The organism is Enterobacter sp. Cy-643, from assembly GCF_011752815.1.
Classification (GTDB): domain Bacteria; phylum Pseudomonadota; class Gammaproteobacteria; order Enterobacterales; family Enterobacteriaceae; genus Cedecea.
On the sequence record NZ_VWWV01000001.1, the window covers coordinates 1,481,618 to 1,506,083 of the forward strand.

Sequence of the window (24,466 nt, forward strand, 5' to 3'; positions counted from 1 at the left end):
TCCTGTTACTTCCTGGTAAGGATTAGGCTTGACTTAGATTCGATAAAAACTAATTTTATCCGAATGAAATTCAGCGTCATTAGCCAGGGGCAATATGAAAAAAGAAACAGACAGTATTAAGCAGAACGGTGCAGCAGAGCGAACTCTCGATGCCGCTGACCGAAGAATATTAGGCGCGCTGGTGGAGGATGCGACCATCAGCTACGCCGAACTCGGCGAAAAGGTCGCGCTTTCCGCCCCGGCAGTCCACGAAAGGGTCAAACGCCTGAAGCGTTCCGGGGCGATCCGGCAGACGGCGGCCCTGCTCGACCCGAAGGCCATCAGCAAATCCCTGCTGGCGTTTGTTCACATTGATACCAAAGGCTGGGGGAAAACGCCGGATCTGCTGCGAATTTCCGCCTACCCGGAAGTGGAAGAGATCCATTCCGTCGCCGGAGACACGTCCATGCTGCTGAAGGTTCGCACCGAGGACTCAAGGGCGCTTGAAGCGCTGCTGGCGCATCTGTATGAGATCAACGGCGTGGTGGCGACCAGGACGTATATCGTGTTGTCTACCTATCTTGAACGTCCTGTCCAGCCGGGCATTACCCGCGACTGGCCGGAACAGGACTAGCGTCATTTCACGATATAGCGCGTTGAGGCAAAGTTATTCAGTATCTTATGGATAATAAAGGTCACGGCCAGGGTGCCGACAATCGCCACCGACACCGATGAAATACGGTACAGCGCGCTAAAAACGATATCCTGATTAGGGTGCATGTATTGCCCGAACATCAGCGCCAGCGTGGTCAGAATAGAAAAGCCCACGCCCGGCCCGACCTTCTCAAACACGTGAATTCGCGCGGCCAGCAGCAGGCCGAGGCTAATCAGCGGCATCAGCAAAATCAGATGGCGGCTGAAATCGTAGATCACCAGCTGCACCAGAATCGCGTACAGGCACCCGGCTATCACCCCGACAATGCGCCACCAGGACGAAAGAATCGCCCCGCGAAAATGCATGGGGAACAGCGCAAAAATACCCGCCATCAGCGCGGCCAGGGAGTCATTCAGCGTGTAGACCTGGAACACGGTGAATAAGATGGTCGCCGTTAACGAGGCCAGCAGCGTTTCATGCATCACCCGTGGCCCGTCTTTTTGAATCGCGGGGGGCGGCTTACGCGGCTCTACGTCCGGCAGCAAATAACAGCTAAGCGCCGACAGCCCCACCGCCAGAAGGCTGCCAATGATGTTAGAAAACATCAGGTCGCTCATGTCGGTGGTCGGGTAGCTCAGGAAATTAGCCATCACGCTTAAGCAGACCACGCCCATCGAGCCAAACAGAAAGAGCGGCCCCCGGCTCATCAGGTAGAAGCGCGTCATGTACATCAGGAAGACAATCAGCGTCATTGGCAGCGGGTAATTCGCCAGCACCGCAAACAGCAGCGTCATTTCCACGCAGTTCAGCAACGCATTGGCGATCATCTGTCGGGCAATATGGCCGTTAAAAACAGGCACCAGCCCGGTGAGCATGATGGGGTAAACCACGTAGAACACCCCGTACTGCGTGTTAACCCAGCTGTAGACAAACATCCCCACGCAGCCCGCCATCACGATGCGCAGCATATGGCGGAAATCATTGCCGCTGAACGGCGTCGGCGCATTGCGCTTCAGCGGGCCAAGAATAAATTTAATAAACATAATGCAGGTAGCTCACCAGCCTGATTTGCATCCCGCCGATAAACGACGCGAAGGCGGAAGGCGAATTGTAGAGCTGCACCGTGGCCCGCGCGCCCGCCGGCAGATCTGGCGTTTTCCCGTCTTCAAGCAGCAAATGAATGCGCATGCGCTGCGCGTCCCTCACCCAGCGGTTTGAAGTTTCCGGCGCGGAAAGCTGCCCGTTGATGGCCTGCTGCCCCGGCAAAACGCCCGCATCTTTGCTGGTGACCCTGGCTTTAAAAACCTGCCCCGGCAGCCCGTCGAATACGATATCCGCCGTTGTCTCTGGCCGGGTTTTGCTCAGGCTTTTTTCCCGGAAGTCGGCCACAATATCGAGCTTGTCGTTAACCAGCGCCAGCGCGGGAGAACCCGCCCCGGCATACCAGCCCTCTTTCAGCTGTAAATTGCTGATAATACCGTCGCTGCTGGCAACCACGCGGGTGTAATCCAGGTTTAGCCGGGCGTCATTCAGCAGGTTACGGTATTTTTGCAGCGTGACGTTTTGGTCCCCGCGTTCCCCCCGCGAAATCACCAGCTGCGCCAGCGCGGCCTGAAGATTGTTGACGTTTTGCACCGCGCTCTGCCAGCGCGTAAAGGCCGCATCCAGATCCTGTTTAGAAATCAGGTTGCCGCTGCTAAGCCCGTTAAAGCGGTGATAGCTGCGCCCGGCGTTGTCGGCATCCAGCTGAGCGGCTTTGATTTTTGCCCGAGCGGCGCTAATTTGGGCGTCAATTTGCTGGTTGTCGAGAATCGCCTGTTGATAGGCAATCTCCGCGCGTTCGAGCTGATTTTGGTAAGGCTTATTGTCTATCTCGAACAGCACATCCCCTTTCTTCACCACGCTGTTATTGCTGACGTAGATATGCGTCACGTAGCCCGATACGCGGGATGAAACCGGGGTCACCACGCGCATAACCGTGGAGTCCGGGGTTTGCGGCACCCAGATGTCGGCGGCCAGAAAATAGCAAAACATGGCGGCAAACAGCGCCAGCGTGACTTTTACCCAGCGGGTAAATCGTTGTTCAGGGGTCATAACTACTCGCTAAATGATAAACACGCCGGGAGACCGGGCGTGAAAGAACTATCGAATTTTGATCATATTGGCGGCCAGCAGGTTTACCGTCTGGCTGAACTGTTCTATTTGCTGCGCCGGAATGCCCTGTGCAACCTGGGCCTGGCAGCGCTCCACCGTTTCGCTAACCGCCTTAATTGCTTTTTGGCCCGCAGGCGTGAGGGAGATAAATTTCACCCGTCTGTCTTTTTCGTCCGGCGTGCGGGTGACATAGCCCTCTTTTTCCAGCTGTGCCAGCGTGCGCGTCAGCGGCGGCAGATCGATGCCCTGCGCCCGGGCCAGATCCGTGACGGTGATTTTTTGCCCCGCTACGCTGAGCTGCATCAGCGTCGTCCAGCTGCTTTGAGTCAGGCCGGTAAACGCCACGGCATCATCCACGATGCCACGCCACAGCCGCACCAGCATCGCCAGGCGCATCCCCAGAGGGCGGTCAGGAAAATCGACAATGTCGTACTTATCGTCATGCATCAGATAATCCCCATGTATATAGTCACTATGATAATTATCATGATAAGTATTTATTTGGTGAATACAACTGACAATAACCAGGGGTAATTACTGAGGAAGTGGCAAAGACAAAAGCGCCCGCAGGCGCTTTAGAAAAGAAGGGATTCTTTAGCTCAGGCGGGCAGCAATATCCGCCACGCGTGCGCCGTATTTGACGGCGGTGTCCAGGTCGCCCTGGGCAATTTGTTCGGCGCCTGCGTCAGACGGAGACTGCACCAGCAGCCCGACCGAGCCGCCCAGGTTGTTCACGTCTTCGCGGGTTGCCGCCAGGGTATTCGAAGGCAGCTGGCCCAGGCTCACCCAAATGCCGCCGTGCTGAGAGGCCAGGGTTTGCATCCACTGCAGGCTCACCTGCTTGTCGCCGTTCAGGCTGGCGCTGTTGGTGAAGCCGCCGAACACTTTGTCCTGCCAGCCGCGGGTAAACCACACTTTGGAGGAAGCATCGGCAAACTTCTTGAACTGCCACGGCACGTTGCCCATGTAGGTCGGCGCCCCAAAGATGATCCCTTTGGCGTCGTTCAGTTTTTGCCAGTCCGCTTCCTGAATATCGCCGTTGCTGTCCACGGCGACCAGGTCGGCGTTTGCCCCCTGGGCAACGTGCTCTGCCACACGCTTGGTGTGACCGTACCCGGAAAAGTAAATAACAACGATTTTAGCCATAATTTTTCTCGACATGGTTAGAGGGAAAGCCCCGGCCAGAAGGCCGCAAAATCGGGGTTCATCGTGTCTCTCTTTTTCTTTCTGGTCAAGAAGTTACCTGTCAGTAAGTGACTTACTTCCGGGTAAGTATCGCCGGCTTCAAACCGCCCTGATTTGTCTAATAGCCAGATAATTTACCCATTTTGCCGTCTCTTCTGCCGTTTGACTTAGGGCCGCTTCGTTAAACTGGAAAGCGTGAAGATGGCTCTCGGGTGAGCCGTTAACAGCAGGATTGATGACGTGGCAAAAACATTATTGCGCAGCGGATGCCTGGATGACTTTCTCGCGCTGGGCGAAAACGGTCAGGCAGTGTTTGATTCCGCGTTTCAAATACGCGAAACATTACGCCTTCGTAAACAGCAGGCCGTCGCCGATGCACTGGCCATTCCCCAGCCCAACGACGAAGGCGACCGCGTCGACTGGTATGCGCCTCAGGAAGGCAGCGTCACCAGTTGGGCAGCCGCCAGCGACGAAGAGCGCCGCACTGCCCTTCGCTATCTGGATAATTGCTTATCCAACGTAGCCTCGCTCAGCGCGCGCTGCCAGCAGGCGGAGAAAACCTCGATTCGACTCTTTGGCGCCCTGCTGGAAAAAGCTCTGCAGTTCCCCGGCAGCCAGCACGTCTACCTGGTGAACGGCAAGCCGGTGATCACCTTCTGGGGGTTCGTGAATCTTAACCAGGGCGCACGGGACGATGTGCTGGAATGCCTACGGGTGGTGGAGCCGCGCGAGCCTGAAATTACGTTTATCCCTGAGGAAGCGATGCCGGAGCCAGAGCCGCTGCCGGTAGAAATTAGCGAGCCAGAAAAGCCGCTGCTTGAAACCCCGATGGCGGTTCAGGTGGATGATGATTCTCCGGTTTATAGCCTCACCGCAGTGAAAAAAGCCGCAGCCGAAGAAGAAAAACCGGCCCCGAGCCCGGAACCTGCCCCTGTAGCAGCGAAACCGCGCCGCCGCTGGCTGCTGCCGGTCGCCGCGGTGATTGCCTTCGCCATTGCGGCCCCGGTGGGTTATCTGCTGCTTAGCGGGAACCAGACCGCGCCGGTGGCAACCGCCCAGGCCGAAGTCCCGCCTAAACCTATTGCGCCAGCGCCAATACAGGCCGTCGACGTCGCCAAAACGACCCTGCCGCTGACGCCAGCCGAAGTTGTGGTGCCGCCTAAGCCTGAGCCAGCGCCGGTTGCCGCGCCGGAAGAAAATCCTGAGCCAATTACCGTTGCCGCAGACGTGCCGAAAAATGCGTTAATTCTCCCGGCAGAAGCCGTGAAAATTGGCTCCACTAAATTCCTCAACGGCACCTGGCGAGCACAGATCGATTTCAGTGACCCGATCACCGGTAAAGCGCCAAGCCTGCGCTACCAGATAGCCAACAACAAAGGCACGGTACGCCTGGTGCACGGCGATAACATTGTCTGTAAAGCGGAGATGTTTTCTGGCCTGCACCAGAACGGCGCGCTGATGATTAAAACCCGCGGCAGCGCTCGCTGCAGCGACGGCAGCCGCTACCCGATGCCGGAAGTGACCTGTAAAACCGGCAGCAACGGCGCCGCCGTTTGCACCGGCCGCTATGAAGGCGACAAAGTCATACCGATCACCTTCCGAAGAGTGAGTAACTGATCATGCTGGCGACCCTTTTTCACTACAAGCCGAGCGTCACGCTCATCAAAGACAGCGGCATTCAGTTCCTGGACTTTGGCCTTGCGCCGCAGACTAACGCCGCCCACGCCGGGCGCTTTGTACGCCAGACGGCCAACGGCCCGCTATTACGCCTTGATTACGATGTTGTGCCCGGCAAATTTACCCTGCCGGGCGAAAACGGCACCGCGCCAGAAGTGGTGAAACCCGAAAGCACCATTACGCTTGGCCATTCCCTGCGGGTGATGGACAAGACCTGGCTGCCGCTGCCGTTCCTGCGCTTTAACCCGCCGCGTACCTTTGTGGGCGGCCCGGACAACTGGGCCCGCGTGCAGGTACGAGTTCTGGAGACACCGGACTCTGCGGGGAATACGGTGCGCATCAGCCTCGCGCTGGACAGCAAAATTTACGCGGACGATCACCCCGCCGCGCATCTGGCGCCGACGGAAAATGACGTCCGCAACGGTGCCCGTTTTGCGCTGGCCTGGCACAACCACGAGATCAAAGATTTCCTGGATCAGACCTGGGTGGACGGCTGGCTGCGCGAAACCTTCACCCAGTTTGCCACCCGCGTGGAAGAGCGCACCGAGCGTGAACTCGCCGCCGCGATGAAAGCCTTTGAATACCAGGCTCACTACCTGAACATTCTGGAACTTATCGGCAACCAGTTGGCCGTGCCGGAAGTGAAGATCGTCACCGCCACGCTGCAATCCCCGCCGATTGACGTAGATTTGGTGCTGGATGTGGGGAACACCCACACCTGCGGCGTGCTGATCGAAGATCACGGCGAGGAGAACGATGGCCTGCGCCAGACCGCCGAGCTGCAGATCCGCTCCCTGAGCGAACCGCAGCTGATCAACGACGCGATGTTTACCAGCCGCCTGGAGTTCAGCGAAGCGAAATTCGGCAAGCAGCACTTTTCCGTTGAAAGCGGGCGCGACGACGCCTTTGTCTGGCCGTCGATTGCCCGCGTGGGCGACGAGGCACGCCGCATGGCCTGCGCTCGACTGGGCACCGAAGGCGCCAGCGGGATCTCCAGCCCGCGCCGCTACCTGTGGGACGTCACGCCGGCCAGCCAGGACTGGCGCTTCAGCCAGATGGGCGTGAAAACCCAGCGTGAGCCGCTGGCGACCGCATTCCCGCTAATGAACCTGATGAACGACGACGGTCAGCCGCTGTACGCCCTGCCGATGGACGAACGCCTGCCGGTGTTTTCGCCGCAGTACAGCCGCAGCTCGCTGATGACCCTGATGCTGTGCGAGCTGCTCTCCCAGGCGCTGATGCAAATCAACAGTATTGGCTCCCGCCAGAGCATGGGGCACCCGACCTCGCCTCGCCAGTTGCGCAACCTGATTCTGACTTTACCTTCCGCTATGCCAAAACCGGAACGTGAGCTGTTCCGCCAGCGTATGCAGGAGGCCGTCGGCCTGGTATGGAAAGCGATGGACTGGCACCCGACCGACGAAGGCTTCACCCTCGAGCGCGACAAAAAGAAAAGTATCGTGCCGGTGCCGGACGTGCAGATGGAGTGGGACGAAGCCACCTGCGGCCAGCTGGTCTGGCTGTATAACGAGGCGCTGGTGAACTACGCCGGGCAAACCGGGCGCTTCTTTGAAAGCCTCGCCCGGCCTGACCGCGCCCTGACGCCGGACGAACCCGTCGGCAAAACCCTGCGCGTGGCGTCGATTGACATCGGCGGCGGCACAACCGATATGGCGATCACCCAGTATCAACTGGACGACGGCGTGGGCAGCAACGTGAAAATCGCGCCGCGCCTGCTGTTCCGCGAAGGCTTTAAGGTCGCCGGGGACGATATTTTGCTGGATGTGATTCAGCGCTGCGTCCTGCCTGCGTTGCAGGCCCACATCCACAAAGCGGGCGTCGCCGATGCGCCAGGCCTGATGACCACGCTGTTTGGGGAATCCGGCCGCATGGACACCCGCGCCACGCTACGCCAGCAAACCGCGCTCCAGCTGTTTATTCCGCTCGGCCATGCGGTGCTTTCTTTCTGGGAAGAGAGCGACCCGGAAGAGCCGAATGCGGTACTGGAAGCAACCTTCGGCGAGCTACTGACCCTGCAGCCAACCCGCAACGTGATCAACTACGTTCAGCAGGCCGTGCAGCATGAGCTGCCCGCCGACGCGCCGCAGTTTGACATCATGAGCGTACCGCTGCAGGCGGAAATTGCCGCGCTGCAGGATGCGCTGCTGGCGGGCCAGTTTACCCTCACTGCGCCGCTGCAGGCGCTGTGCGAAGTGATCAACCATTATTGCTGCGACGTGCTGCTGGTCACGGGGCGGCCGGGCTGCCTGCCGGGCGTGCAGGCGCTGCTGCGCCACCTGCAGCCGGTACCGGTTAACCGCATTGTCTGGCTCGATAACTACCAGACGCACGAATGGTATCCCTTCAGCCAGCAGGGCCGAATCGGAAACCCAAAATCTACCGCCGCGGTGGGTGCGATGCTGTGCAGCCTGGCGATGGATCTGCGCCTGCCGAGCTTTAACTTTAAAGCCGCCGATATTCAGGCCTATTCCACCGTGCGCTACCTGGGCATGCTGGACGGCAACGACCGGCTGCTGGAAGACAACGTCTGGTACCGGGATATCGATCTCGACAGCCCGCAGGCAAGCCTGGACACCCGAGTCCACTTCCCGCTGCGCGGCAACGCCTGCCTGGGCTTCCGTCAGCTGGATAACGCCCGCTGGCCAGCCACGCCGCTCTACACGCTGGCGATTAACTCGCCGCAGCTGGCGAAATCTATCGCCGGAGACGGCGTGCTGAACGTGCGCCTGAAGCAGACCCGCGAGGCCGAGTCGTTCCACCTTGCCGAAGCCTGGCTGTCGGACGGCAGCAAAGTCCCGCTCGATCAACTGAGTTTTAAACTGAACACCCTCGCCGGCAGCTACAGCGGGGCGACGCATTACTGGATAGACAGCGGGAGCGTATATCAAAAATGAAGCAGCTAACTACCACGCTCAGCCATCTGGTGAACTGGGTTCAGATGACCCGCACTTTTTCGCCGCTGCTCGACAATGAAGCAGACGCCCTGCTGGCCCGCCTTCAACAGCTCAGCGAACGCCACCGCCGCATCAGCGCGCTGGAGGACACCCCGCTGACGCTGGGGATCTATGGTCACGCCCTGGACGGCAAAAATCATCTGCTGAACACCCTGCAGGGCAGCCCGAATGGCCGCATTGATATTCAGCTCGGTGACAAGCGCCTGGACTACCTGACGCACATCAACCCAGGCCACATGCCAGCGGCGATGGCGGTGCGTTTCAGCGCCCAACAGCCCCTTGAGGTAGAGAATTATCCGCTGCTGCTGACGCTGTTTAGCGAAGCCGAACTCGCACAGCAGTTTATCAACCAGTATCACGCCTCTGACGCACCGCGCCTCGCAACCTCAAGCGCGGTTGCCCTGCGGCTGACCGAACTTGAATCCCGCCGTCTGTCCGCAGCTACGCCAGGATTAACCCGGGAGCAAACCGCCGATCTGCTGGACGGCTACCATCGCCTCCAGCGCCGCCAGAATCACCTGGATAAGCGACTGGTTTACCGAATGGCCGAGCTTGCGCCTTATCTTTCGACCGAAGATCGCGCCTTGCTGTTCGCCCTGCTGTGGGGCGAAGATAGCGCCCTGACGGAAACCTGGCTGCGGCTGGCGCAGGCCTTGCAACATTTGGGCTGCGTGGAACAGGTTCTGGCTCCGGCAAGCCTCGTGGTGGACAGTTTCCTGCTGCCTGCCGAAGGTTTTCTCATTCCTTCCGGCCCGGAAGACGCACCGGAACAGGCGGATGTGATGGTTTGCCCGCTGGTGGGAAATCAGCCTGGGTCACACCTCAGCCTGCCGCAGAACGACCTCGCGCAACTGTGCGCCGAAGTTATTTTCACCCTCAGTCAGCCCCCGGCGCTGAGCAACGTGGATTTACTGGATATCCCCGCAGGTCAGCTAAGCTGGTACACCACTCGCCTTCAGCCGGACACGCTGCTGGTATGTAACGCCGTCAGCGAACGCAGTGAAGTTCAGGCAACGGGGAAAGCGCTGGCGCGGTGGGTAGACAGCACCCAAAGTCCGGGGCACAGCTCGCTGCCGGGCCTGGTCTGGGCCATTACGCCGTTTGACGCCCGCTTTACGCTGGGTGCCAGCCTGGATGACGGCGTTCAGCGCCTGATCGGTAGCCCGGGCAAGCGCTGGGGCACGCTGCAGGCGCTCGACAGCAGAAACATGCATCGCCTGCTGGAATGGTTAACTGATGCGCTAAATCCTGGCCGCCGTGAACAGCGCCTTGCCGCCCTGCGCGGTGACCTGGAAACGCACACCGTCGAGCTGTTCCAGCGTTTTATTGACGCGCAGCAGGCCACGCCACAACAGGCTCGCCAGCAGGCGGAAGATCTGGTGCGTGCCCTGCAGGCCAGAGCGACCCAGCACGGTGATTTGCTGGCAAGCCTTGTGCCCTCCAGGGATGCTCTGCAGCAGATATGGCTGCAGCACCAACAGCAGCATCAGCCTAAACCGGAAGGCTTTGCGCTGGAGATAGACTTGTTTGCCGACGCGGCCGAGCGCCTCGCGCCTCAAACCGAAGGCATCAGCTACGCCCGCGCCGTGCATCAGCTTTGGGTTAACCACCTGCGTCTGCTGGGCCAGCGCCGGGAGGCCGCGCACCAGTTTGGCCTGGACAGCGTTCAACTTCAGGCCCTGTGCAACACGCTGATCGTCGCCAGCTACCGGCTGGATGTCCCACTGAGGCTGGAACGCAGCATGCAAAACGGCGATGCCGGGCTTGAACTGGATATTTCACGCGCCAGCACCGTACTGGGCGATTTTATTGCCTGGCTGGGCTACGCCAGCGTGCCGGTTGCCGATCGCCCCGCAAGCCGTGTCAATAAAGGCCAGGCCGTGTTTGCCCCACCCGCCCAGGCGGATATCAGCCGCCGTCTGACAAAGCTGGGCGAGCAGCCAACGCGCGGCAACGCCAGCTACGTCTACGACTGGCTGGTCGCGCTGTATACCCGGGCAACGGAGAATATCGGCTATCAAAATCCGCTGGATATTAACGAGAAGCAGCGGCAGACGCTGGTGAAGCTACTGGGGTAAATTGGGGCGCCAGCCCCTCACCCCGGCCCTCTCCCCAAAGGGGCGAGGGGGAAAACAGATGCGGGGAACGGGGGTTATTCCCTCTCCCTCAGGGAGAGGGAGAAACAACAGGTCAAAACAGTAGGTCATCTATTCCCTCTCCCTTCCAGGGAGAGGGTTAGGGTGAGGGTAAGCAGCGACGCCGCCGTTAAATGCATTCGTAACAAATTCTGGCAGGTGGCAACCCATTAACTTTCCCGCTACAATCCGCCCACCCATTCACTCAATATATATAAGGAGGATCCCCATGATGTCTTGTGAGCGCTTTAACCGTTCGCATACTTTTGGCGATCGTCTCTGCTCAAGCGTTATCGGTTCCGTGCTGCGATAACTTCGGCTTGAGCGAAGAAACTTACTGAATCCCTTCTCTCGGGCTTACCGGGTTATCGTCAGCGTTATACGACGAGGCGTTTGCACGCCATAACTCTTGAGTAAGCACATATGAGCACTTTATTAACCGCCCAATCTCTGCACCTTGACACCGCTTTCGGTTCACTGCTGGAGTCCATCACTTTTACCCTGAAAAAAGGCGACCGTATTGGCCTGATCGGTCATAACGGCTGCGGTAAAAGCACCCTGCTGAAACTGCTGGATGGCACCCTTTCGCCCACCAGTGGTTCGGTGACGCGTGCGGCTAGCTGCCTGATGGCAAGGGTTGAACAGCATCTGCCGGAAAGCCTCCACGCGATGACCATGCTCGATGCCGTGCTGGCGCAAATTGAGGATAACCAGCGAGATAGCGAACGCTGGCGGGCAGAAGCGCTGTTGGCAAGCATGGGCTTTAGCGAAACGGACTGGCGGCTGACTTCCGGCACGCTGAGCGGCGGCCAGCATACTCGCCTGCTGCTGGCGCGAGCGCTGATAAGCGAGCCAGATTTACTGCTGCTGGATGAGCCCAGCAACCACCTGGACTTGCCCACGCTGCTGTGGCTGGAACAGTTCCTGCGCGGCTGGAGCGGCAGCTTCGTGCTGGTTTCGCACGACCGCAGCCTGCTGGATAACGTCACCAACGGCAGTTGGATTTTGCGCGATCGTTCGCTGCATTTCTTTGCGCTACCGTGTTCTCAGGCGCGCAGTGCGCTGGAGGAACGGGACAGAACCGATGCCCACCGCCATCAGGCGGAGCAAAAGGAAATCGACCGCATCACCGCCAGCGCCAAACGGCTGGCAATTTGGGGCCGGGTCTACGACAACGAAGATCTTTCCCGAAAAGCCAAGCAGATGGAAAAGCGCATTGACCGGCTGAAGGACGAGCAAACTGAGCTCACGGCGGGCAGCCAGTGGCAGCTTAAGCTGAAAGGCGAAGCGCTGATTGCCGACAGACTCCTGGAGCTGGAAGCGCTAAACGTTCGGCCTGCGCCGGAGTGTGAACCTCTATTCACGCTGCCGTTACAGCGAGTGAAAAGCGGCGACCGCGTGGCGGTGATAGGCCGGAACGGCTGTGGCAAGTCGTCTCTGCTGCGCCTGCTTTGGCAGCAGTACCAGCAGTCAGAGCGTGAGGACGCTATTCGCCTGCATCCTCGGGTGCATCTGGGGTATTACGACCAGACGCTGCACCAGCTTAACGACGGTGATTCGCTGCTGGCGGCGCTGGAACCTTTTGCCCCACTCAGCGAGCAGGACAGGAAAATGGCGTTAATCAGCGCCGGATTCCCGTGGCTGCGGCACCAGCAAACCGTCAGTACACTGAGCGGCGGCGAACGCTCACGGCTGCTGTTTGTTGGCCTGACGCTGGCCCGCTACTCCCTGCTGATGCTGGACGAGCCAACCAACCACCTTGACATGGAAGGCAAAGAGGCGCTGGCGGAAACGCTGCAAACCTTTGAAGGTGGCGTGCTGCTGGTGACGCACGACCGCGAGCTGATCGCCAAAGGCTGTAATCGCTTCTGGCTGGTGGATAACGGCACGTTGAGCGAATGGCACGACCTGGACGCGCTTTACGCCCTGCTGACCGCCGGGGAAACCGGGCAGCCGGTGGCCGGTGCAAAACCACAGCCAGAGCAGGCCGTGGCTCAGCCCCGGCGAGAAAGCGATGCGCTGCTGGAGCGGCTTATCGAACTGGAAGAAAAGCTGGCGGAGGACGTGGCGCGCAAGGAAAAGCACCAGAAACCTGCGCTGCAAAAGCAGTGGCGGGCAGAGATTGAGACGTTAAATAAAAAATTAGCGATTTAAACCTGAAGCCATCCTTCGGGATGGCTTCAGGCCGCTGACAAACCTCTATCAATAGAAGAAATACCAGACGATCCGTCAAAAGAAACAGGAAAATCAAGTCATTGATTTTCGGCCTGATAACCACGAAGAGGGAAAAACCACGCTTTTTTCCTCTTCGTCTGTCACCAAAAGCCATCCTTCGGGATGGCTTTTTTATTACGCTCTGCACTGCTCGGCCAGCACCCGCGCCAGCCCGGCCGGGTTATCCCACGACATGGAATGCCCGGCGCTCGGTACGATGGCGGTCGTCACCCCGGCCTGCTGGAAAGCGGTGAAATCGTCATCCGGCAGCGAAAGCTCACCGAAAATAAGCGTTTTGGGGATTTTTAGCTGAGCAAAAAGCTGATACCAGTCCGGTTCGATGCCGCTTACCAGGCTAACGGCGGCGCGCCATACAGCCCTGGGATCGCTATTTTGCAAGCTGCCCGACCACGGATTTTCCGCGTTAGCCGCGATTGCTTTTTGGTAGCCATCAGCCACGAATTCGTCTTCGGTCTGCGCGGCAATCATGCGGCTATACATCCCGCCGCCGGCGCGAAAATTAGGTTCCGACACCATCAATCCCGCGATTTTCCCCGGCATGGCGGCGGCCACTTCAATCGCGATGCTGCCGCCCATACTGTGACCATAGATAAAGAAGCGATTTAGTCCTAAATGCTCCACCAGATCGGCCACAACGCTTGCCTGTTCACGGGTGCTGTAGCCGTAAGACTGCGGCCTGTCGCTGTACCCGCTGCCGGGGAGATCGATGAGAATGCTGCGCCGGGAACACCAGGCCGGATCGCTGACCACGCGGGGATAGTCATAAGAGGACGCACAGCCAAGGCCGTGAATGAACAGGAGCGGTACGCCCCCGCCGGGTAAATCCAGATAGCGCACCCGGCATTGCGCCGTGGCGGAGAAGAAGTTTTGCATCAGCATTCCCTTTTCTTACAATAACTGTGTTTATATACAGTATACCGTATTTTCCTGCCACTCCTTTCTCTAAAATGCGCCTGGCCGGCCTGGCTTTAGGGCTTGCTCCTTTGCCGCAGGCGACAAAGGAGCAAGGGCAGACATTACTTCAGGGGTTCGGGCAGCTTAATCACCCAGAAATCGTTTTGTGATTCTGGTTTTTCCAGCGGCTTCAGCTCAATTTTGGTCGCCACTTCCGCGCCGTCTTTCAGCAGGTGACCTTTGCCGTCCACCTGGTAGTCATCGGCATTCGCCAGCACGGCCTGCAGACCAAAGTCGTTGTCGTTGATCACCGCAATCGTCTGATTATCAATCAGCGCCATGCCTTCGGCTTTTTCCTGCTGCCAGCCCAGCTTGCGCAGGTCGGCAACCTCTTTTTTGCTCGCCAGCTTGATGCCGCGCGCCTTCAGTTGCTCAGCATCGTCAAACTCTGGGGCTTTTTCCTTATCAAAACCGGCCAGATCGGACGCGCCGTTGAGATCCACCACGTAGACCAGGTTGCGCATCTGTTTGTTTTTGTCGCCGCCTTGCTCAATCAGCAGCAGGCGGTGGTTGTCCAGCGCCACGATGTCGCCAATTTTGGCATCTTTCGCTTTTTTATAGACGTCCACGTCGATCGGGTAGCCGTACATTTCGGTTTTACCGGTCGCCGGGTCAAGGCTTACCAGGCGCGTGAACTGCGCGCTGTTTTTGGTTTTGCCGTCAATATCCAGCGTGCTCTGCACCGCCGCAATAATCCGACCATCCGGCATGCGGGTGATGCCTTCGAACCCACGGTTAGGCTGGCGCCATTTGACAATATTCGGCAATCCGCCCGCCACGCCCTGTTCACCGTGCGCGGCCTGCGGGCCATATTTTTTCAGGATTTTGCCGTCGGCATCCACATGGATAACGAACGGGCCGTACTCGTCGCACAGCCAGTAACCGCCCTTACCGTCCGGCGTGATCCCTTCGGTGTCCAGCCCGCGCTGGTCACTCTTCAGCTGCTGGAGCGTATCGCTCAGGGCAATTTCATTGGTTGCGCCAATCAGCCCTTCCGGCAGCGGCAGCCCGCTAATCGGCCCCTGCGCATCATGCAGCGGCTTCGCGTCGATGGCTTCGGCTTTGCCGTTGCCAACGCGGATGGTCATCAGCAGCGGCGTGAAGTCAGGATTTGCAAAAATCTTGGACTCTTTTTTCCCGGCTTTCGGCGAGTCAGCATTGGGCCCGCGATCCGTCACGGTGGTAAAGATCAGGTCGTCGCCCTGCTTGCCCATAAAGGTCAGGCCCGAGCCAACGCCTACCGGCAGTCCGTGCGGGAAGTTGGCGGCATATTCACCTTTGTAGGCCACGCTGTCCCCTTGCGGGAACGTGACAACGTAACGGTCAACCTGCGCATCCGCAGCGTGACCAGCCAGAGGGAATACGGTACTGCAAAGTAAGGCAAGTGTTTTTAATTTCATGGTTTTTATATATATCGGTGGTTGAGGTACCGGAGTTATAAAATAGCCAGATGACAGTAAGATTACACTTCGTGCTCTAAATTTCCCGCCCGGTAAATATCCCCTTCCTGCTGCCGATAACCCTACAGCCAGCGGTGTTGAACGCTCTTCAGCGCGGCCTGGGATAAGAATATTTCACCGACTTAAGGATTTAGTATGTCAGTCAGGCGTTTTTCGATTTTGGTTTTCAGCACGCTGTTGCTGATTTTTCTCGCCAGCACGGCCTCCAACATTTGGTCCCTTACCCGCAGCAACCACGCCCTCAATGACGTCAACAGCGAAATACGCGTGGTGTTATCCGTCATTGACCCCATTAACCACAGCCGCACGATGCGCGTTCGCGCCATGCAGGCCATTCAGGAGATGGAATCCGGCAACGCCGAGCAGGCCAGCCAGAGCCTGTCTGGGGCAAAAGAAGCGCTGGGTAAAGCAGACACCAGCTTTAAGGCTTACCTTGAAGCGACGAAACAGTCCGGGGAACAAGCGCTCGCCGATGACTATAAAGCGGCCTGGCTCGCCTATCGTGACGGTGGGCTGCAGCCTCTGTTAGAGGCCGCCCAGGCCAATGACAAAGCCCGCAGCGCGGAACTGGTCACGGGCAGCATCCCGGCGCTCGATCGGGGGTTCGAAATCACGCTGGATAAGCTGCTGGCATTCCGGGAGCAACACGCACACCAGCTTAACGCCGACGCACAGGCAGGTTTTCAGTCGAGTTTTGTCGCCATCGGCCTGTTTGCCGCGCTGTTTATCGCGATTCTTGCCGCCGTGTTTGTTTTGCTGAAAGTTCGCGTCCTCAAAGAGCTGGACACCGCGAAGGCCCACTGCGCTGAAATTGCCAACGGCCTGCTGCACCGTACCATTGATATCAAATCCAATGATGAAATCGGCCAGATGATGCACAGCCTCGAGCAAATGCGCCTCTCGCTCACCGAAATCATCAGCCAGGTACGCGAATCCAGCGCCACCGTTGGTTACGCATCAGAAGAGATTGCGGCGGGCAATACCGACCTGTCCGCCCGCACCGAAGAGCAGGCGGCGTCGCTGGGTGAAACGGCGGCCAGCATGGAGCAGTTGACCGTCACGGTTAAACGGACGTCAGAAAGCTCGCATCAGGCCAATACGCTGGCTAACGGTATGCGCGCGGCGGCCAGCGAAGGTCAGCAAATCGTCGACCAGGTCATCGGCTCTATGCGCAATATCGAAACCAGTTCCGGCAAAATCGACAGCATTATTTCCATCATCGAAGACATCGCCTTCCAGACCAATATTCTTGCCCTTAACGCGGCGGTTGAAGCCGCTCGCGCAGGGGAACAAGGCCGTGGTTTTGCGGTAGTTGCAGCCGAGGTGCGTAATCTCGCCCAGCGTTCGTCCGTGGCGGCAAAAGAAATTAAAGAGCTGATCGAGCTGTCCGGCCAGCAGGTCACCAACGGCAGCGAGCTGGTGAACCGCGCCGGGGAAAGCATGAAGCGCATTTCTGCCTCGATTACCCAGGTCACCACGCTGATGGCTGAGATTGCCGTCTCTACCGGCGAGCAGAGCCGCGGTATTGAGCAGATTAATCAGGCCGTGCTGCAAATGGACGTGGTTACCCAGCAAAATGCCGCGCTGGTTGAGCAGGCCTCTGCCGCCGCGCATTCCCTTAAAGATCAGTCGCAGCAGCTTAATGAAGCCGTCTCGGTGTTTAAACTCGCCTGATGATATGGAGGTTACCTCAACGCGCGTTGGGGTAGCCTTTGTTAAGTTTCTGTAGCGATAAAGATTGATCTGCGTCACAGTCTGCCGTTAAATACAGTCTCTTGTTACTAGTCTGTTACTCATCATGATCGTTCGTCCGCATCAACACTGGTTGGCTCGCCTGTTCGTCTGGCACGGCTCGGTACTGGAAAAAATCTATTCCCGCCTGCTGCTGAATCTGCTGCTTTCTATTAGCGTTATTTTTTTCCTGCCGTGGTACGAAACCCTCGGGATCAAGCTCACCATCGCACCGTTCAGCATTCTCGGCGTGGCTATCGCCATTTTTCTCGGGTTCCGCAACAGCGCCTGCTACGCACGCTTCAACGAAGCGCGTCTGCTGTGGGGCCAGTTGGCCATCACCTCGCGCTCTTTGTTACGCGAGGTGAAAACGCTGGCGGGGGATCAGCCCGAAACGGTGCAGCGGTTTGTGAATTTACAGGTCGCCTTTTGCAACAGCCTGCGCATGTCGCTGCGCAAAAAGCCGCAGCAGGAAACGCTTAGTCGTTACCTGACCCCGCAGGATCTGGCCTGGGTCAGCGCAAGCCATGCGCCCTGTAACCGTATTTTGATGCTGATGGGCAGTTGGCTGAACCAGCAGCGCGAGCAAGGCGTGATTTCCGACGTGCTATGGCGCAGCCTGGACAATCACCTGAACGAACTGTCGGCGGTGTCCGGCGGCTGCGAGCGCATTATCTCTACGCCGATGCCCTTCGCTTACAGCCTGATTCAGCACCGCACGGTGTATATCTTCTGCATTATGCTGCCGTTTGCTCTGGTGACCGATCTGCACTACATGACGCCGTTTGTTTCCGTGTTTGTGTCGTATACCTTTATTTCCCTCGACTCGCTGGCCGAAGAGCTGGAAGATCCGTTTGGTACCGAGGACAACGACCTGCCGCTGGATGCTATTTGCGTGGCGATTGAGCGTGATTTACGGGATATGAACGATGAGGCGGAGAAGCCGGAGGCGCTGCAGCCTAACCGGTATTATAGGCTGAGCTGATTTTACCCTCACCCTAACCCTCTCCCTTTCAGGGAGAGGGGATCAATTATGCTTCCCGTCGGCTATCTTCTCCCTTTTCCCATTGGGCAGAGGTGAAAACTCTGTCAAAACGCCACTCCAAACAATCCTGCCAGCTTGCGCTTCCCGCTCTCGGACACGTGCAGCTCACGACTGACCAGATCCCGCCGCATCCACCCTTTTTGTTCGCAGGTGTGCAGCAACGCTTTGCCTAGCTGCCCACCCAGATGTTCGCGTCTTTCGCTCCAGTCCAGACAGCCGCAGGCGTAGCGCCGGCGCGAGGCCCCACTTTCCACGTTTACGCCCAGAAGCAGCAATTGTTCTTTCCCCCTGGCGGTGACCACATACTCTTCACCCTCCAGCCAGTTAAGGCGAAAGAGTGCGTCATGGAGTGCCACGGCGATCTCTCCCGCCATATGGTCATAGCAGGTTCTGGCGTAGCGAAGATTACCCGGCGTTTTGGTGCGCATAGTCGCGTCATCGCGGCCAACCAGCCCCATTAATCCTTCCAGCGCCCCGGCAATTTGGCTGCTGTGAAGCCGGTAGTAACGATGTCGCCCCTGCTGCACGCTGGCAATCAGCGATTGCTCCATTAACTTTGCCAGATGGCTGCTGGCCGTGGACGGTGCCACATTAGCCATGATGCTCAGTTCGGTTGCCGTCCAGGCCCGGCCATCCATTAACGCGCACAGCATACTGGCCCGGGTTTTATCCGCAATGGCGGCGGCAACGGCGGCAAGCCGGGTTTCGAGAAAATCTGTTTCCATATTTCGATGCTCAGCGAAGCGTCCTGTCTGACGATGGATTAGGGTTAGCAGGAGATAACAATAAGGAGCAACCTGATGATCGCCGTAATCTTTGAAGTCCTGCCTGCAGAAGGACACTATAGCCGCTATCTTGAACTGGCGGCAGAGCTAAAACCCCTGCTTGCCGATATTGATGGGTTTATTTCCATTGAACGTTTTCAAAGCCTTAGCGAACCTGGAAAAATCCTGTCGCTTTCGTTCTGGCGCGATGAGGCCGCCGTGCTGCAATGGCGCAATCAAGAATTACACCGCAGCGTTCAGCGCCAGGGACGTGACTCGATCTTTAGCGATTACCGGCTCAGGGTGGCGGGCGTGATCCGGGATTACGGCATGTTTGAGCGCGAGCAGGCTCCGCAGGACAGCCGCAACGCACATAAGGAAAGCACGAATGAATGATCTCAGCCTGAGCCTGGCCATTGCCGCTACTTTTGTTCTCGCAGGCACCGTCAAGGGCGTCACGGGCATGGGGTTGCCTACCGTCGCCATGGGGATTTTAGGATCGCTGATTTCTCCGGTGGCGGCGGCTGGCATGCTGCTTTTACCCTCTTTCCTGACCAATATCTTCCAGCTTTATGAAGGGGGCAATCTGGCCGCATTGCTGCAACGCCTGTGGCCGATGATGCTAACCATTGTGTTGGGCACTCTGGGCAGCAGCAGTTTATTGGCTTCGGGCAGCAGCTACGCAACCACCGTTGCCCTGGGCATAGCCCTCATCGTCTATGCCTTATGGACACTTTTTGCCAGGCCACTGCATATCCCGGTCCGCCACGAACGCTGGCTTTCGCCGCTGATTGGTCTCCTCACCGGCTTATTGACCGGTGGCACGGGCGTATTTGTGATCCCCGCCGTGCCCTATATTCAGTCGCTGGGGCTTGAGCGCGATGAACTGGTGCAGGCGCTCGGGCTGTCCTTTACGTTCTCCACGCTGGCTTTGGCCGCCGGACTTTGGTGGCACGGCGCGCTGCAGGAAATAGCCATTAGCACATCCGTCATGGCGGTTGTCGCCTCGCTTATTGGCCTGTTTGCCGGGCAGCGTATTCGCAAGCGCATCAGCCCACTGGCCTTCAAACGTGGCTTCCTGATCTGCCTCGTTCTGCTTGGCGGTGATATGGTGCTCCGCGCGCTGATTTAGGCGAAAGGCAAACCTTCATCTTCCCAGCCGGTGATGCCGCCGGGCATCACCTTCACTCGTCTGCCGAGCTGCGCCAGTTTCAGAGCCGCCCGGTCGGCACCGTTGCAATGCGGCCCGGCGCAGTACACCACAAACAGCGTGTCGTCTGGCCATTCGGCCATGCGGGATTCGGTGATAAGCCGATGGGGTAAATGAATAGCCCCCGGCAGGTGCCGTCGGGCAAATGTTTCATCAGAACCCACCACGTGCAGCAGCACAAAATCTGGTTCGCCGCTCTGGATCGCCGCGTTGACGTCGGCACAGTCGGTTTCAAGCGACAGCTTGTGCAGGTAATGGGCGGCGACGGTTTCCGGGTCAGCCGCAGGGTAATCAGTCACGTAGCTCATGTTTATCTCCTTTTGGTGTGTGCTGTGATTCTGACGCAGTGACTGAACCTTGACAGCTGGCACAAATGACGATTAGCGTAAATATCATGACAAAAACACTCGCCTTGCCTAACAATCCTCTTGTCGTTGCGCTGGCTTACGACGGCCTTTGCACGTTCGAATTCGGCGTTGCCGTAGAAATTTTCGGCCTGCCGCGCCCCGAGCTGGGCGCTAACTGGTATCGCTTTGCCGTCGCCGGCATTGAGCCCGGCGAGCTGCGGGCTACAGGCGGAATTCGTCTGGCGGTTGATGGCGGGCTGGATTTGCTGGCTGAAGCCAGTTTGATTGTGGTTCCTGGCTGGCGCGGCATCAATGAGCCCGTACCGGAATCGCTTATTGCGGCATTGCGGGCGGCACATGCGCGCGGCACCCGCCTGATGTCCATTTGTTCCGGCGTGTTTGTGCTGGCGGCAACAGGCCTGCTTGATGGCAAACGAGCAACCACGCACTGGCGCTACACGGAAGCACTGCAGGCGCGATACCCGAAGATCGAGGTGATCCCTGACGTACTTTACCTGGATAACGGGGATGTTTTGACCTCGGCGGGCAGCGCGGCGGGCATCGATCTCGGCCTGCATCTGGTGCGCCGGGATTTTGGTGCCGCAGCGGCCAACAGCGTTGCCCGGCGCTTAGTCGTGCAGCCTCATCGCGAGGGCGGCCAGGCGCAGTTTATCGAACAAGCAGTCCCCGTAGAGTACGAAGGTGAGCGGTTTGCGCCGCTGTTTGATCACCTGCAGCGCCATTTAAGCGAACGGCACTCGGTGGCAAGCCTGGCCGCCTTTGTCGGCATGAGCCCGCGGACTTTTTTACGCCGCTTCGAAGCCGCGACGGGCATCACCCCTGCCGCATGGCTGCTGCAAACCCGCCTTAAACGCTGCCGGGAGTTGCTGGAAAACAGTACGCAGCCGATAGAACATATTGCCGAACAGACGGGATTTGGCTCGGCGGCGACGCTGCGTCACCACTTCCGGAAACATCTTCGGACATCCCCCGGCACATACAGAAACTCATTTACTTCACAAAACGAATAATTTACCTGCGGTTAGGGATTGTTTAAGTTGTGTACGGTATGATAGCTCCACTCATCTGAGTAAACCCTTTTTTATCACGCGAGGTATTTCTATAGAAATGCAGTAATCTGGAGGATTAACTATGTTAGGGAACATGAACGTATTTATGGCAGTACTGGGATTCATCTTATTTTCCGGTTTTCTTGCCGCCTGGTTTAGCCACAAATGGGATGACTAATGAACGGTGACCTTCCCCCACCTACGACGCCTCTCGCGAAATAAACTTTCCGGGAGGCGTTTTCATTTCTGCTCCACTGCGGTGGAGGATTTGCTAACAAAAAAATACAGCGCGTAATGAGTAAATCGGCACAATTTGTTGTCTTCCTATACGGAATCAACAAAAGCAGACTGGATTCACTCTGGAGAATTTATGCGCAAGTCAACAAAAGTAGCGGTATTAACAGCGGTATGGCTCGCGGGCGCGCTGCCCACTCTGGCCTTTGCCTATTCAGGTGATAAGCAGCTAAAGGCGACGGCACCGGGCACGTCGGCACAGTCCTATGAACTGAAAGAATTCTCCTCAGATTTCAAAATGTACAAGATCGGCGACATTGCACCCGACATCTACCGGACCGAACCCTATAACATCAAAAGCTGGCAGCTTCGCCATCTCCCTGCGCCACAGGCCGGTAGCCACTGGACCTACATGGGCGGCAATTATGTCTTAATTACCGACGCCGAAGGAAAGATCCTTCAGGCAATGGCTGGCGATATATTTTATCAGCACTAAGGATAATCCAACCCTGAGGCTGGATATCCTTAACACCGAAAGGGTTTAATTTAATAAATTTCTCAGGGGATCGATTTCAGTATATTGATTATCGATCTCCAGGAGTCCCGCAATATCCAGTACCTGCCTGTACTCATCAGGGCTAATACGCACCTGATAATTTGCGATATGTCCGCACAGCGTTTCAAAAGCCAGTACATTTTCTGCGAAGTCGATATATTCCAGCGCGAAGTCAATGAGTGACGAATCGAGCCGGTTTTTAAGAGCCTCACCAAAGGTTTTGATTTTTTCGTTGATATCCATATTGACCACGTAAAGTTAATTGTTATTTGCGTGCCATCATTGGGAATGGGAAACGGCATCCTGCCGAAATACATCCCTATGGATATCGGATTGCGGGGAAATTTCTTGAGAGGCGTGCGTAATACTTATTTCAGATAACGATCCGACACTAACTTTTCGCCAACCATTTCGCGTAATGATCGGGCCATTTCACGGTCGGTGTGCCGGGTTTCCCCATGCCGAAACCGTGGCCGCCGCTGCTGTAGCGGTGCATTTCTACCGGCACATGCTGCTGCTCGCAGGCCGCCGCCATAATCAGCGTATTCTGCGGGTCGGAAATTGGGTCGTCTTCGGCCTGGACCAGGAAAAACGGCGGCGAATGCGGGGTGACATAATTCTGCACGGACCAGGCGGCGTTCTCGGCTGATGAAGCATCTTTGCCGACCAGAATTTTATGCGTAGAGGTATGCTCGTAAGGTTTTTCCAGCGTAATGACCGGATAAATTAACGCCGCACGGTCGGCAAAGGCGGGTTTCTCGTCTAAACGATCCTGCTTTGTATACGAGCGGTAATCGGGTCGCGTGGCGGCCAGGCCAAGCAGATGCCCACCGGCGGAAAAGCCCAGCACGCTGACGTTATGTTCACGATCGCGCACGATTCTTAACGCGCGCTGTGCATCCTGGAAAGCAACCAGATTGCCGTCAGCCCATCCTTCCGAAGGCAAACGGTAGCTCAGCACATACGCGGTATACCCTCGCGCCACCAGCCATTCCGCCGCAGGCCAGGCTTCTGATCCCATTTCAATACGCTTATATCCCCCACCCGCAGCCACCAGCACGGCCTGGCCATTAGGGGATTCGGGTTCAATCACGGTCAGAGTCGGGAGCGCAATATTGCTCTGCGCCCCGCGCGCCGACGTCTGAATACTCCCTGCCGGCCCACCCCCGCCCGGTGGCGTGCCTTTCCACAGCGGAATAGCCGAACGCTTCACGCCCGATGCAGCAAAAGAAACGCCCGCTTTAGCCGCGAGCAAACCCGCGGTAACACAGGTAATAAAATGGCGACGATCCATAGTAAGCTCCTGACAACACAGGTTAATCACTATGCCAAAAGAGTGTGTCTGAAATCATATTCTAAACCAGCAATACGTAACCAGCCGTTTCGCTTGCGCTAATTATGGAGAAATACCACCTGGTGGAAATCTTTCTGTCCACTTTATGCATCACAAAATAATAACCAGTTCATCATACAATTTGATTTTGATTAATGAATCCTGCCGCGCATCGGCCTTAAATAGTCTCCGGTCAAACTGTTTCATTCGTTAAGAGGAGTGCTCTACATGATGATGACCTGGGACCGCAACCGAAATGCCATTACCACCGGCAGCCGCGTTTTGATTAACGGCACGGGCAAAACCGGGCTGATTAAAGCCATTCACGGTGAAGGTAAAAATGCCGAGCAAATTCGCCGCAGTAAATGCGTGGAAGTGGAAGGTTGTGAAGGGCAATTTGAACCGACGGAATTATTCCGCCTGGGCTTACACTGATTGCTAAAAATTACCCGGCCTGCCGCCGGGTAACGGATGTTATTTGCGCCGCGCTCTGACCTGCGAAAATCCGTGCTCAAACACGCTGTCGGCGGCACAGATAATGACGATAACGTCGCCACCGGATGCTTCATCCAGCAAACGTGCCAGCTCGGCGTCCAGCTCCCGGTTCATTTTCGGCATCGCCAGATGCATTTCCCCCGGGTAATCCTCATCTTCGTCAGGCGGCATATCTTCGATGCGGCTGCCCTTCACCACATAAATCAGCAGGTCATTGTCGTTATGGGTGAGCTCTAGTCTCAAATATTTGCCAACCGGATGTTTAGCCATGC

24 protein-coding genes are annotated in these 24,466 nt (G+C 57.4%); 13 read left to right on the forward strand and 11 right to left on the reverse strand.

From position 1 onward, the window contains the following. The first annotated feature begins 94 nt into the window (after positions 1-94). The gene (locus tag F3J29_RS06810; RefSeq protein ID WP_166864168.1) at positions 95-613 is read left to right on the forward strand and encodes an Lrp/AsnC family transcriptional regulator; all 519 of its coding nucleotides are present in this window, start codon (positions 95-97) and stop codon (positions 611-613) included. 2 nt (positions 614-615) lie between these two features. Here the strand turns inward: F3J29_RS06810 and F3J29_RS06815 are convergent, their stop codons facing one another. The 4 genes from F3J29_RS06815 to F3J29_RS06830 all read right to left on the reverse strand — a co-directional run bounded on the left by F3J29_RS06815 (position 616) and on the right by F3J29_RS06830 (position 3,934). After that, on the reverse strand, positions 616-1,677 hold the full coding sequence (locus tag F3J29_RS06815; protein WP_052050320.1) for a DUF2955 domain-containing protein: 1,062 nt from the start codon (positions 1,675-1,677) through the stop codon (positions 616-618). Further along, positions 1,667-2,728 (reverse strand): HlyD family secretion protein, encoded by a 1,062-nt coding sequence (locus F3J29_RS06820; protein WP_085540814.1) that lies wholly within the window; start codon positions 2,726-2,728, stop codon positions 1,667-1,669. The genes F3J29_RS06815 and F3J29_RS06820 overlap by 11 nt, the downstream gene beginning before the upstream one ends. Before the next feature lie 48 nt (positions 2,729-2,776). Next, entirely contained in the window at positions 2,777-3,235 is a 459-nt protein-coding gene (locus F3J29_RS06825) for a MarR family winged helix-turn-helix transcriptional regulator (RefSeq protein WP_166864171.1), read from the reverse strand. A 147-nt stretch (positions 3,236-3,382) separates the two neighbouring features. Continuing rightward, on the reverse strand, positions 3,383-3,934 hold the full coding sequence (locus tag F3J29_RS06830; RefSeq protein ID WP_166864174.1) for a flavodoxin family protein: 552 nt from the start codon (positions 3,932-3,934) through the stop codon (positions 3,383-3,385). Between the two features lie 279 nt (positions 3,935-4,213). Here F3J29_RS06830 and F3J29_RS06835 point away from each other — a divergent pair, with 279 nt between their 5' ends. The 4 genes from F3J29_RS06835 to F3J29_RS06850 all read left to right on the forward strand — a co-directional run bounded on the left by F3J29_RS06835 (position 4,214) and on the right by F3J29_RS06850 (position 12,914). Then, the gene (locus F3J29_RS06835) at positions 4,214-5,590 is read left to right on the forward strand and encodes an SrfA family protein (RefSeq protein WP_166864176.1); all 1,377 of its coding nucleotides are present in this window, start codon (positions 4,214-4,216) and stop codon (positions 5,588-5,590) included. A gap of 2 nt (positions 5,591-5,592) precedes the next feature. Next, positions 5,593-8,565, forward strand: coding sequence for a virulence factor SrfB (locus F3J29_RS06840; RefSeq protein ID WP_166864179.1), 2,973 nt, complete (start codon positions 5,593-5,595; stop codon positions 8,563-8,565). Then, positions 8,562-10,703, forward strand: a complete 2,142-nt coding sequence (locus tag F3J29_RS06845; protein ID WP_166864182.1) for a virulence factor SrfC family protein — start codon at positions 8,562-8,564, stop codon at positions 10,701-10,703. The genes F3J29_RS06840 and F3J29_RS06845 overlap by 4 nt, the downstream gene beginning before the upstream one ends. 480 nt (positions 10,704-11,183) lie before the next feature. Then, complete coding sequence (locus tag F3J29_RS06850; RefSeq protein ID WP_166864185.1) at positions 11,184-12,914, forward strand: ABC-F family ATP-binding cassette domain-containing protein; 1,731 nt, start codon at positions 11,184-11,186, stop codon at positions 12,912-12,914. Positions 12,915-13,109: 195 nt separating this feature from the next. Here F3J29_RS06850 and F3J29_RS06855 read toward each other — a convergent pair whose 3' ends face one another. Further along, positions 13,110-13,868 (reverse strand): alpha/beta fold hydrolase, encoded by a 759-nt coding sequence (locus tag F3J29_RS06855; protein ID WP_166865022.1) that lies wholly within the window; start codon positions 13,866-13,868, stop codon positions 13,110-13,112. A 143-nt stretch (positions 13,869-14,011) separates the two neighbouring features. Next, positions 14,012-15,349: an esterase-like activity of phytase family protein gene (locus F3J29_RS06860; protein WP_166864188.1), complete on the reverse strand. Its 1,338-nt coding sequence runs from the start codon at positions 15,347-15,349 to the stop codon at positions 14,012-14,014. Positions 15,350-15,544: 195 nt separating this feature from the next. On the opposite strand from F3J29_RS06860, the gene F3J29_RS06865 reads away from it, so the two are divergent. Together F3J29_RS06865 and F3J29_RS06870 are read left to right on the forward strand one after the other, a co-directional pair. Beyond that, positions 15,545-17,083, forward strand: coding sequence for a methyl-accepting chemotaxis protein (locus F3J29_RS06865; protein ID WP_166864191.1), 1,539 nt, complete (start codon positions 15,545-15,547; stop codon positions 17,081-17,083). Positions 17,084-17,207: 124 nt separating this feature from the next. Beyond that, the gene (locus F3J29_RS06870) at positions 17,208-18,125 is read left to right on the forward strand and encodes a bestrophin family protein (protein ID WP_166864193.1); all 918 of its coding nucleotides are present in this window, start codon (positions 17,208-17,210) and stop codon (positions 18,123-18,125) included. 104 nt (positions 18,126-18,229) lie between these two features. On the opposite strand, the gene F3J29_RS06875 is transcribed toward F3J29_RS06870, so the two are convergent. Continuing rightward, positions 18,230-18,910 (reverse strand): ArsR/SmtB family transcription factor, encoded by a 681-nt coding sequence (locus F3J29_RS06875; protein ID WP_166864196.1) that lies wholly within the window; start codon positions 18,908-18,910, stop codon positions 18,230-18,232. Between the two features lie 75 nt (positions 18,911-18,985). Here F3J29_RS06875 and F3J29_RS06880 point away from each other — a divergent pair, with 75 nt between their 5' ends. Together F3J29_RS06880 and F3J29_RS06885 are read left to right on the forward strand one after the other, a co-directional pair. Then, the gene (locus F3J29_RS06880) at positions 18,986-19,345 is read left to right on the forward strand and encodes an antibiotic biosynthesis monooxygenase family protein (protein ID WP_166864199.1); all 360 of its coding nucleotides are present in this window, start codon (positions 18,986-18,988) and stop codon (positions 19,343-19,345) included. After that, on the forward strand, positions 19,338-20,081 hold the full coding sequence (locus tag F3J29_RS06885; RefSeq protein ID WP_166864202.1) for a sulfite exporter TauE/SafE family protein: 744 nt from the start codon (positions 19,338-19,340) through the stop codon (positions 20,079-20,081). Before F3J29_RS06880 ends, F3J29_RS06885 begins: the two co-directional genes overlap by 8 nt. On the opposite strand, the gene F3J29_RS06890 is transcribed toward F3J29_RS06885, so the two are convergent. Further along, the gene (locus F3J29_RS06890; protein ID WP_166864205.1) at positions 20,078-20,467 is read right to left on the reverse strand and encodes a rhodanese-like domain-containing protein; all 390 of its coding nucleotides are present in this window, start codon (positions 20,465-20,467) and stop codon (positions 20,078-20,080) included. The two genes, F3J29_RS06885 and F3J29_RS06890, sit on opposite strands and share 4 nt — an antisense overlap. A 65-nt stretch (positions 20,468-20,532) precedes the next feature. Between F3J29_RS06890 and ftrA the strand changes: the two genes are divergently transcribed. From ftrA to F3J29_RS06905, 3 genes are all read left to right on the forward strand, one after another. Beyond that, on the forward strand, positions 20,533-21,537 hold the full coding sequence (gene ftrA, locus F3J29_RS06895) for a transcriptional regulator FtrA (protein ID WP_166864208.1): 1,005 nt from the start codon (positions 20,533-20,535) through the stop codon (positions 21,535-21,537). Between the two features lie 121 nt (positions 21,538-21,658). Then, positions 21,659-21,754 (forward strand): protein MgtS, encoded by a 96-nt coding sequence (mgtS, locus tag F3J29_RS06900; RefSeq protein ID WP_008459108.1) that lies wholly within the window; start codon positions 21,659-21,661, stop codon positions 21,752-21,754. Positions 21,755-21,946: 192 nt separating this feature from the next. Continuing rightward, a complete protein-coding gene (locus F3J29_RS06905; RefSeq protein ID WP_166864211.1) occupies positions 21,947-22,306 on the forward strand; it encodes an RcnB family protein in 360 nt (119 codons plus the stop codon). Positions 22,307-22,351: 45 nt separating this feature from the next. Here F3J29_RS06905 and F3J29_RS06910 read toward each other — a convergent pair whose 3' ends face one another. After that, positions 22,352-22,609: a MafI family immunity protein gene (locus F3J29_RS06910; RefSeq protein WP_166864215.1), complete on the reverse strand. Its 258-nt coding sequence runs from the start codon at positions 22,607-22,609 to the stop codon at positions 22,352-22,354. Positions 22,610-22,757: 148 nt separating this feature from the next. Continuing rightward, entirely contained in the window at positions 22,758-23,660 is a 903-nt protein-coding gene (locus tag F3J29_RS06915; protein WP_166864218.1) for an alpha/beta hydrolase, read from the reverse strand. Positions 23,661-23,930: 270 nt separating this feature from the next. On the opposite strand from F3J29_RS06915, the gene ydfZ reads away from it, so the two are divergent. Next, complete coding sequence (gene ydfZ / locus F3J29_RS06920; RefSeq protein ID WP_039296773.1) at positions 23,931-24,134, forward strand: putative selenium delivery protein YdfZ; 204 nt, start codon at positions 23,931-23,933, stop codon at positions 24,132-24,134. 39 nt (positions 24,135-24,173) lie between these two features. On the opposite strand, the gene F3J29_RS06925 is transcribed toward ydfZ, so the two are convergent. Continuing rightward, complete coding sequence (locus F3J29_RS06925; protein WP_166864221.1) at positions 24,174-24,464, reverse strand: hypothetical protein; 291 nt, start codon at positions 24,462-24,464, stop codon at positions 24,174-24,176. Positions 24,465-24,466: the final 2 nt, after the last annotated feature.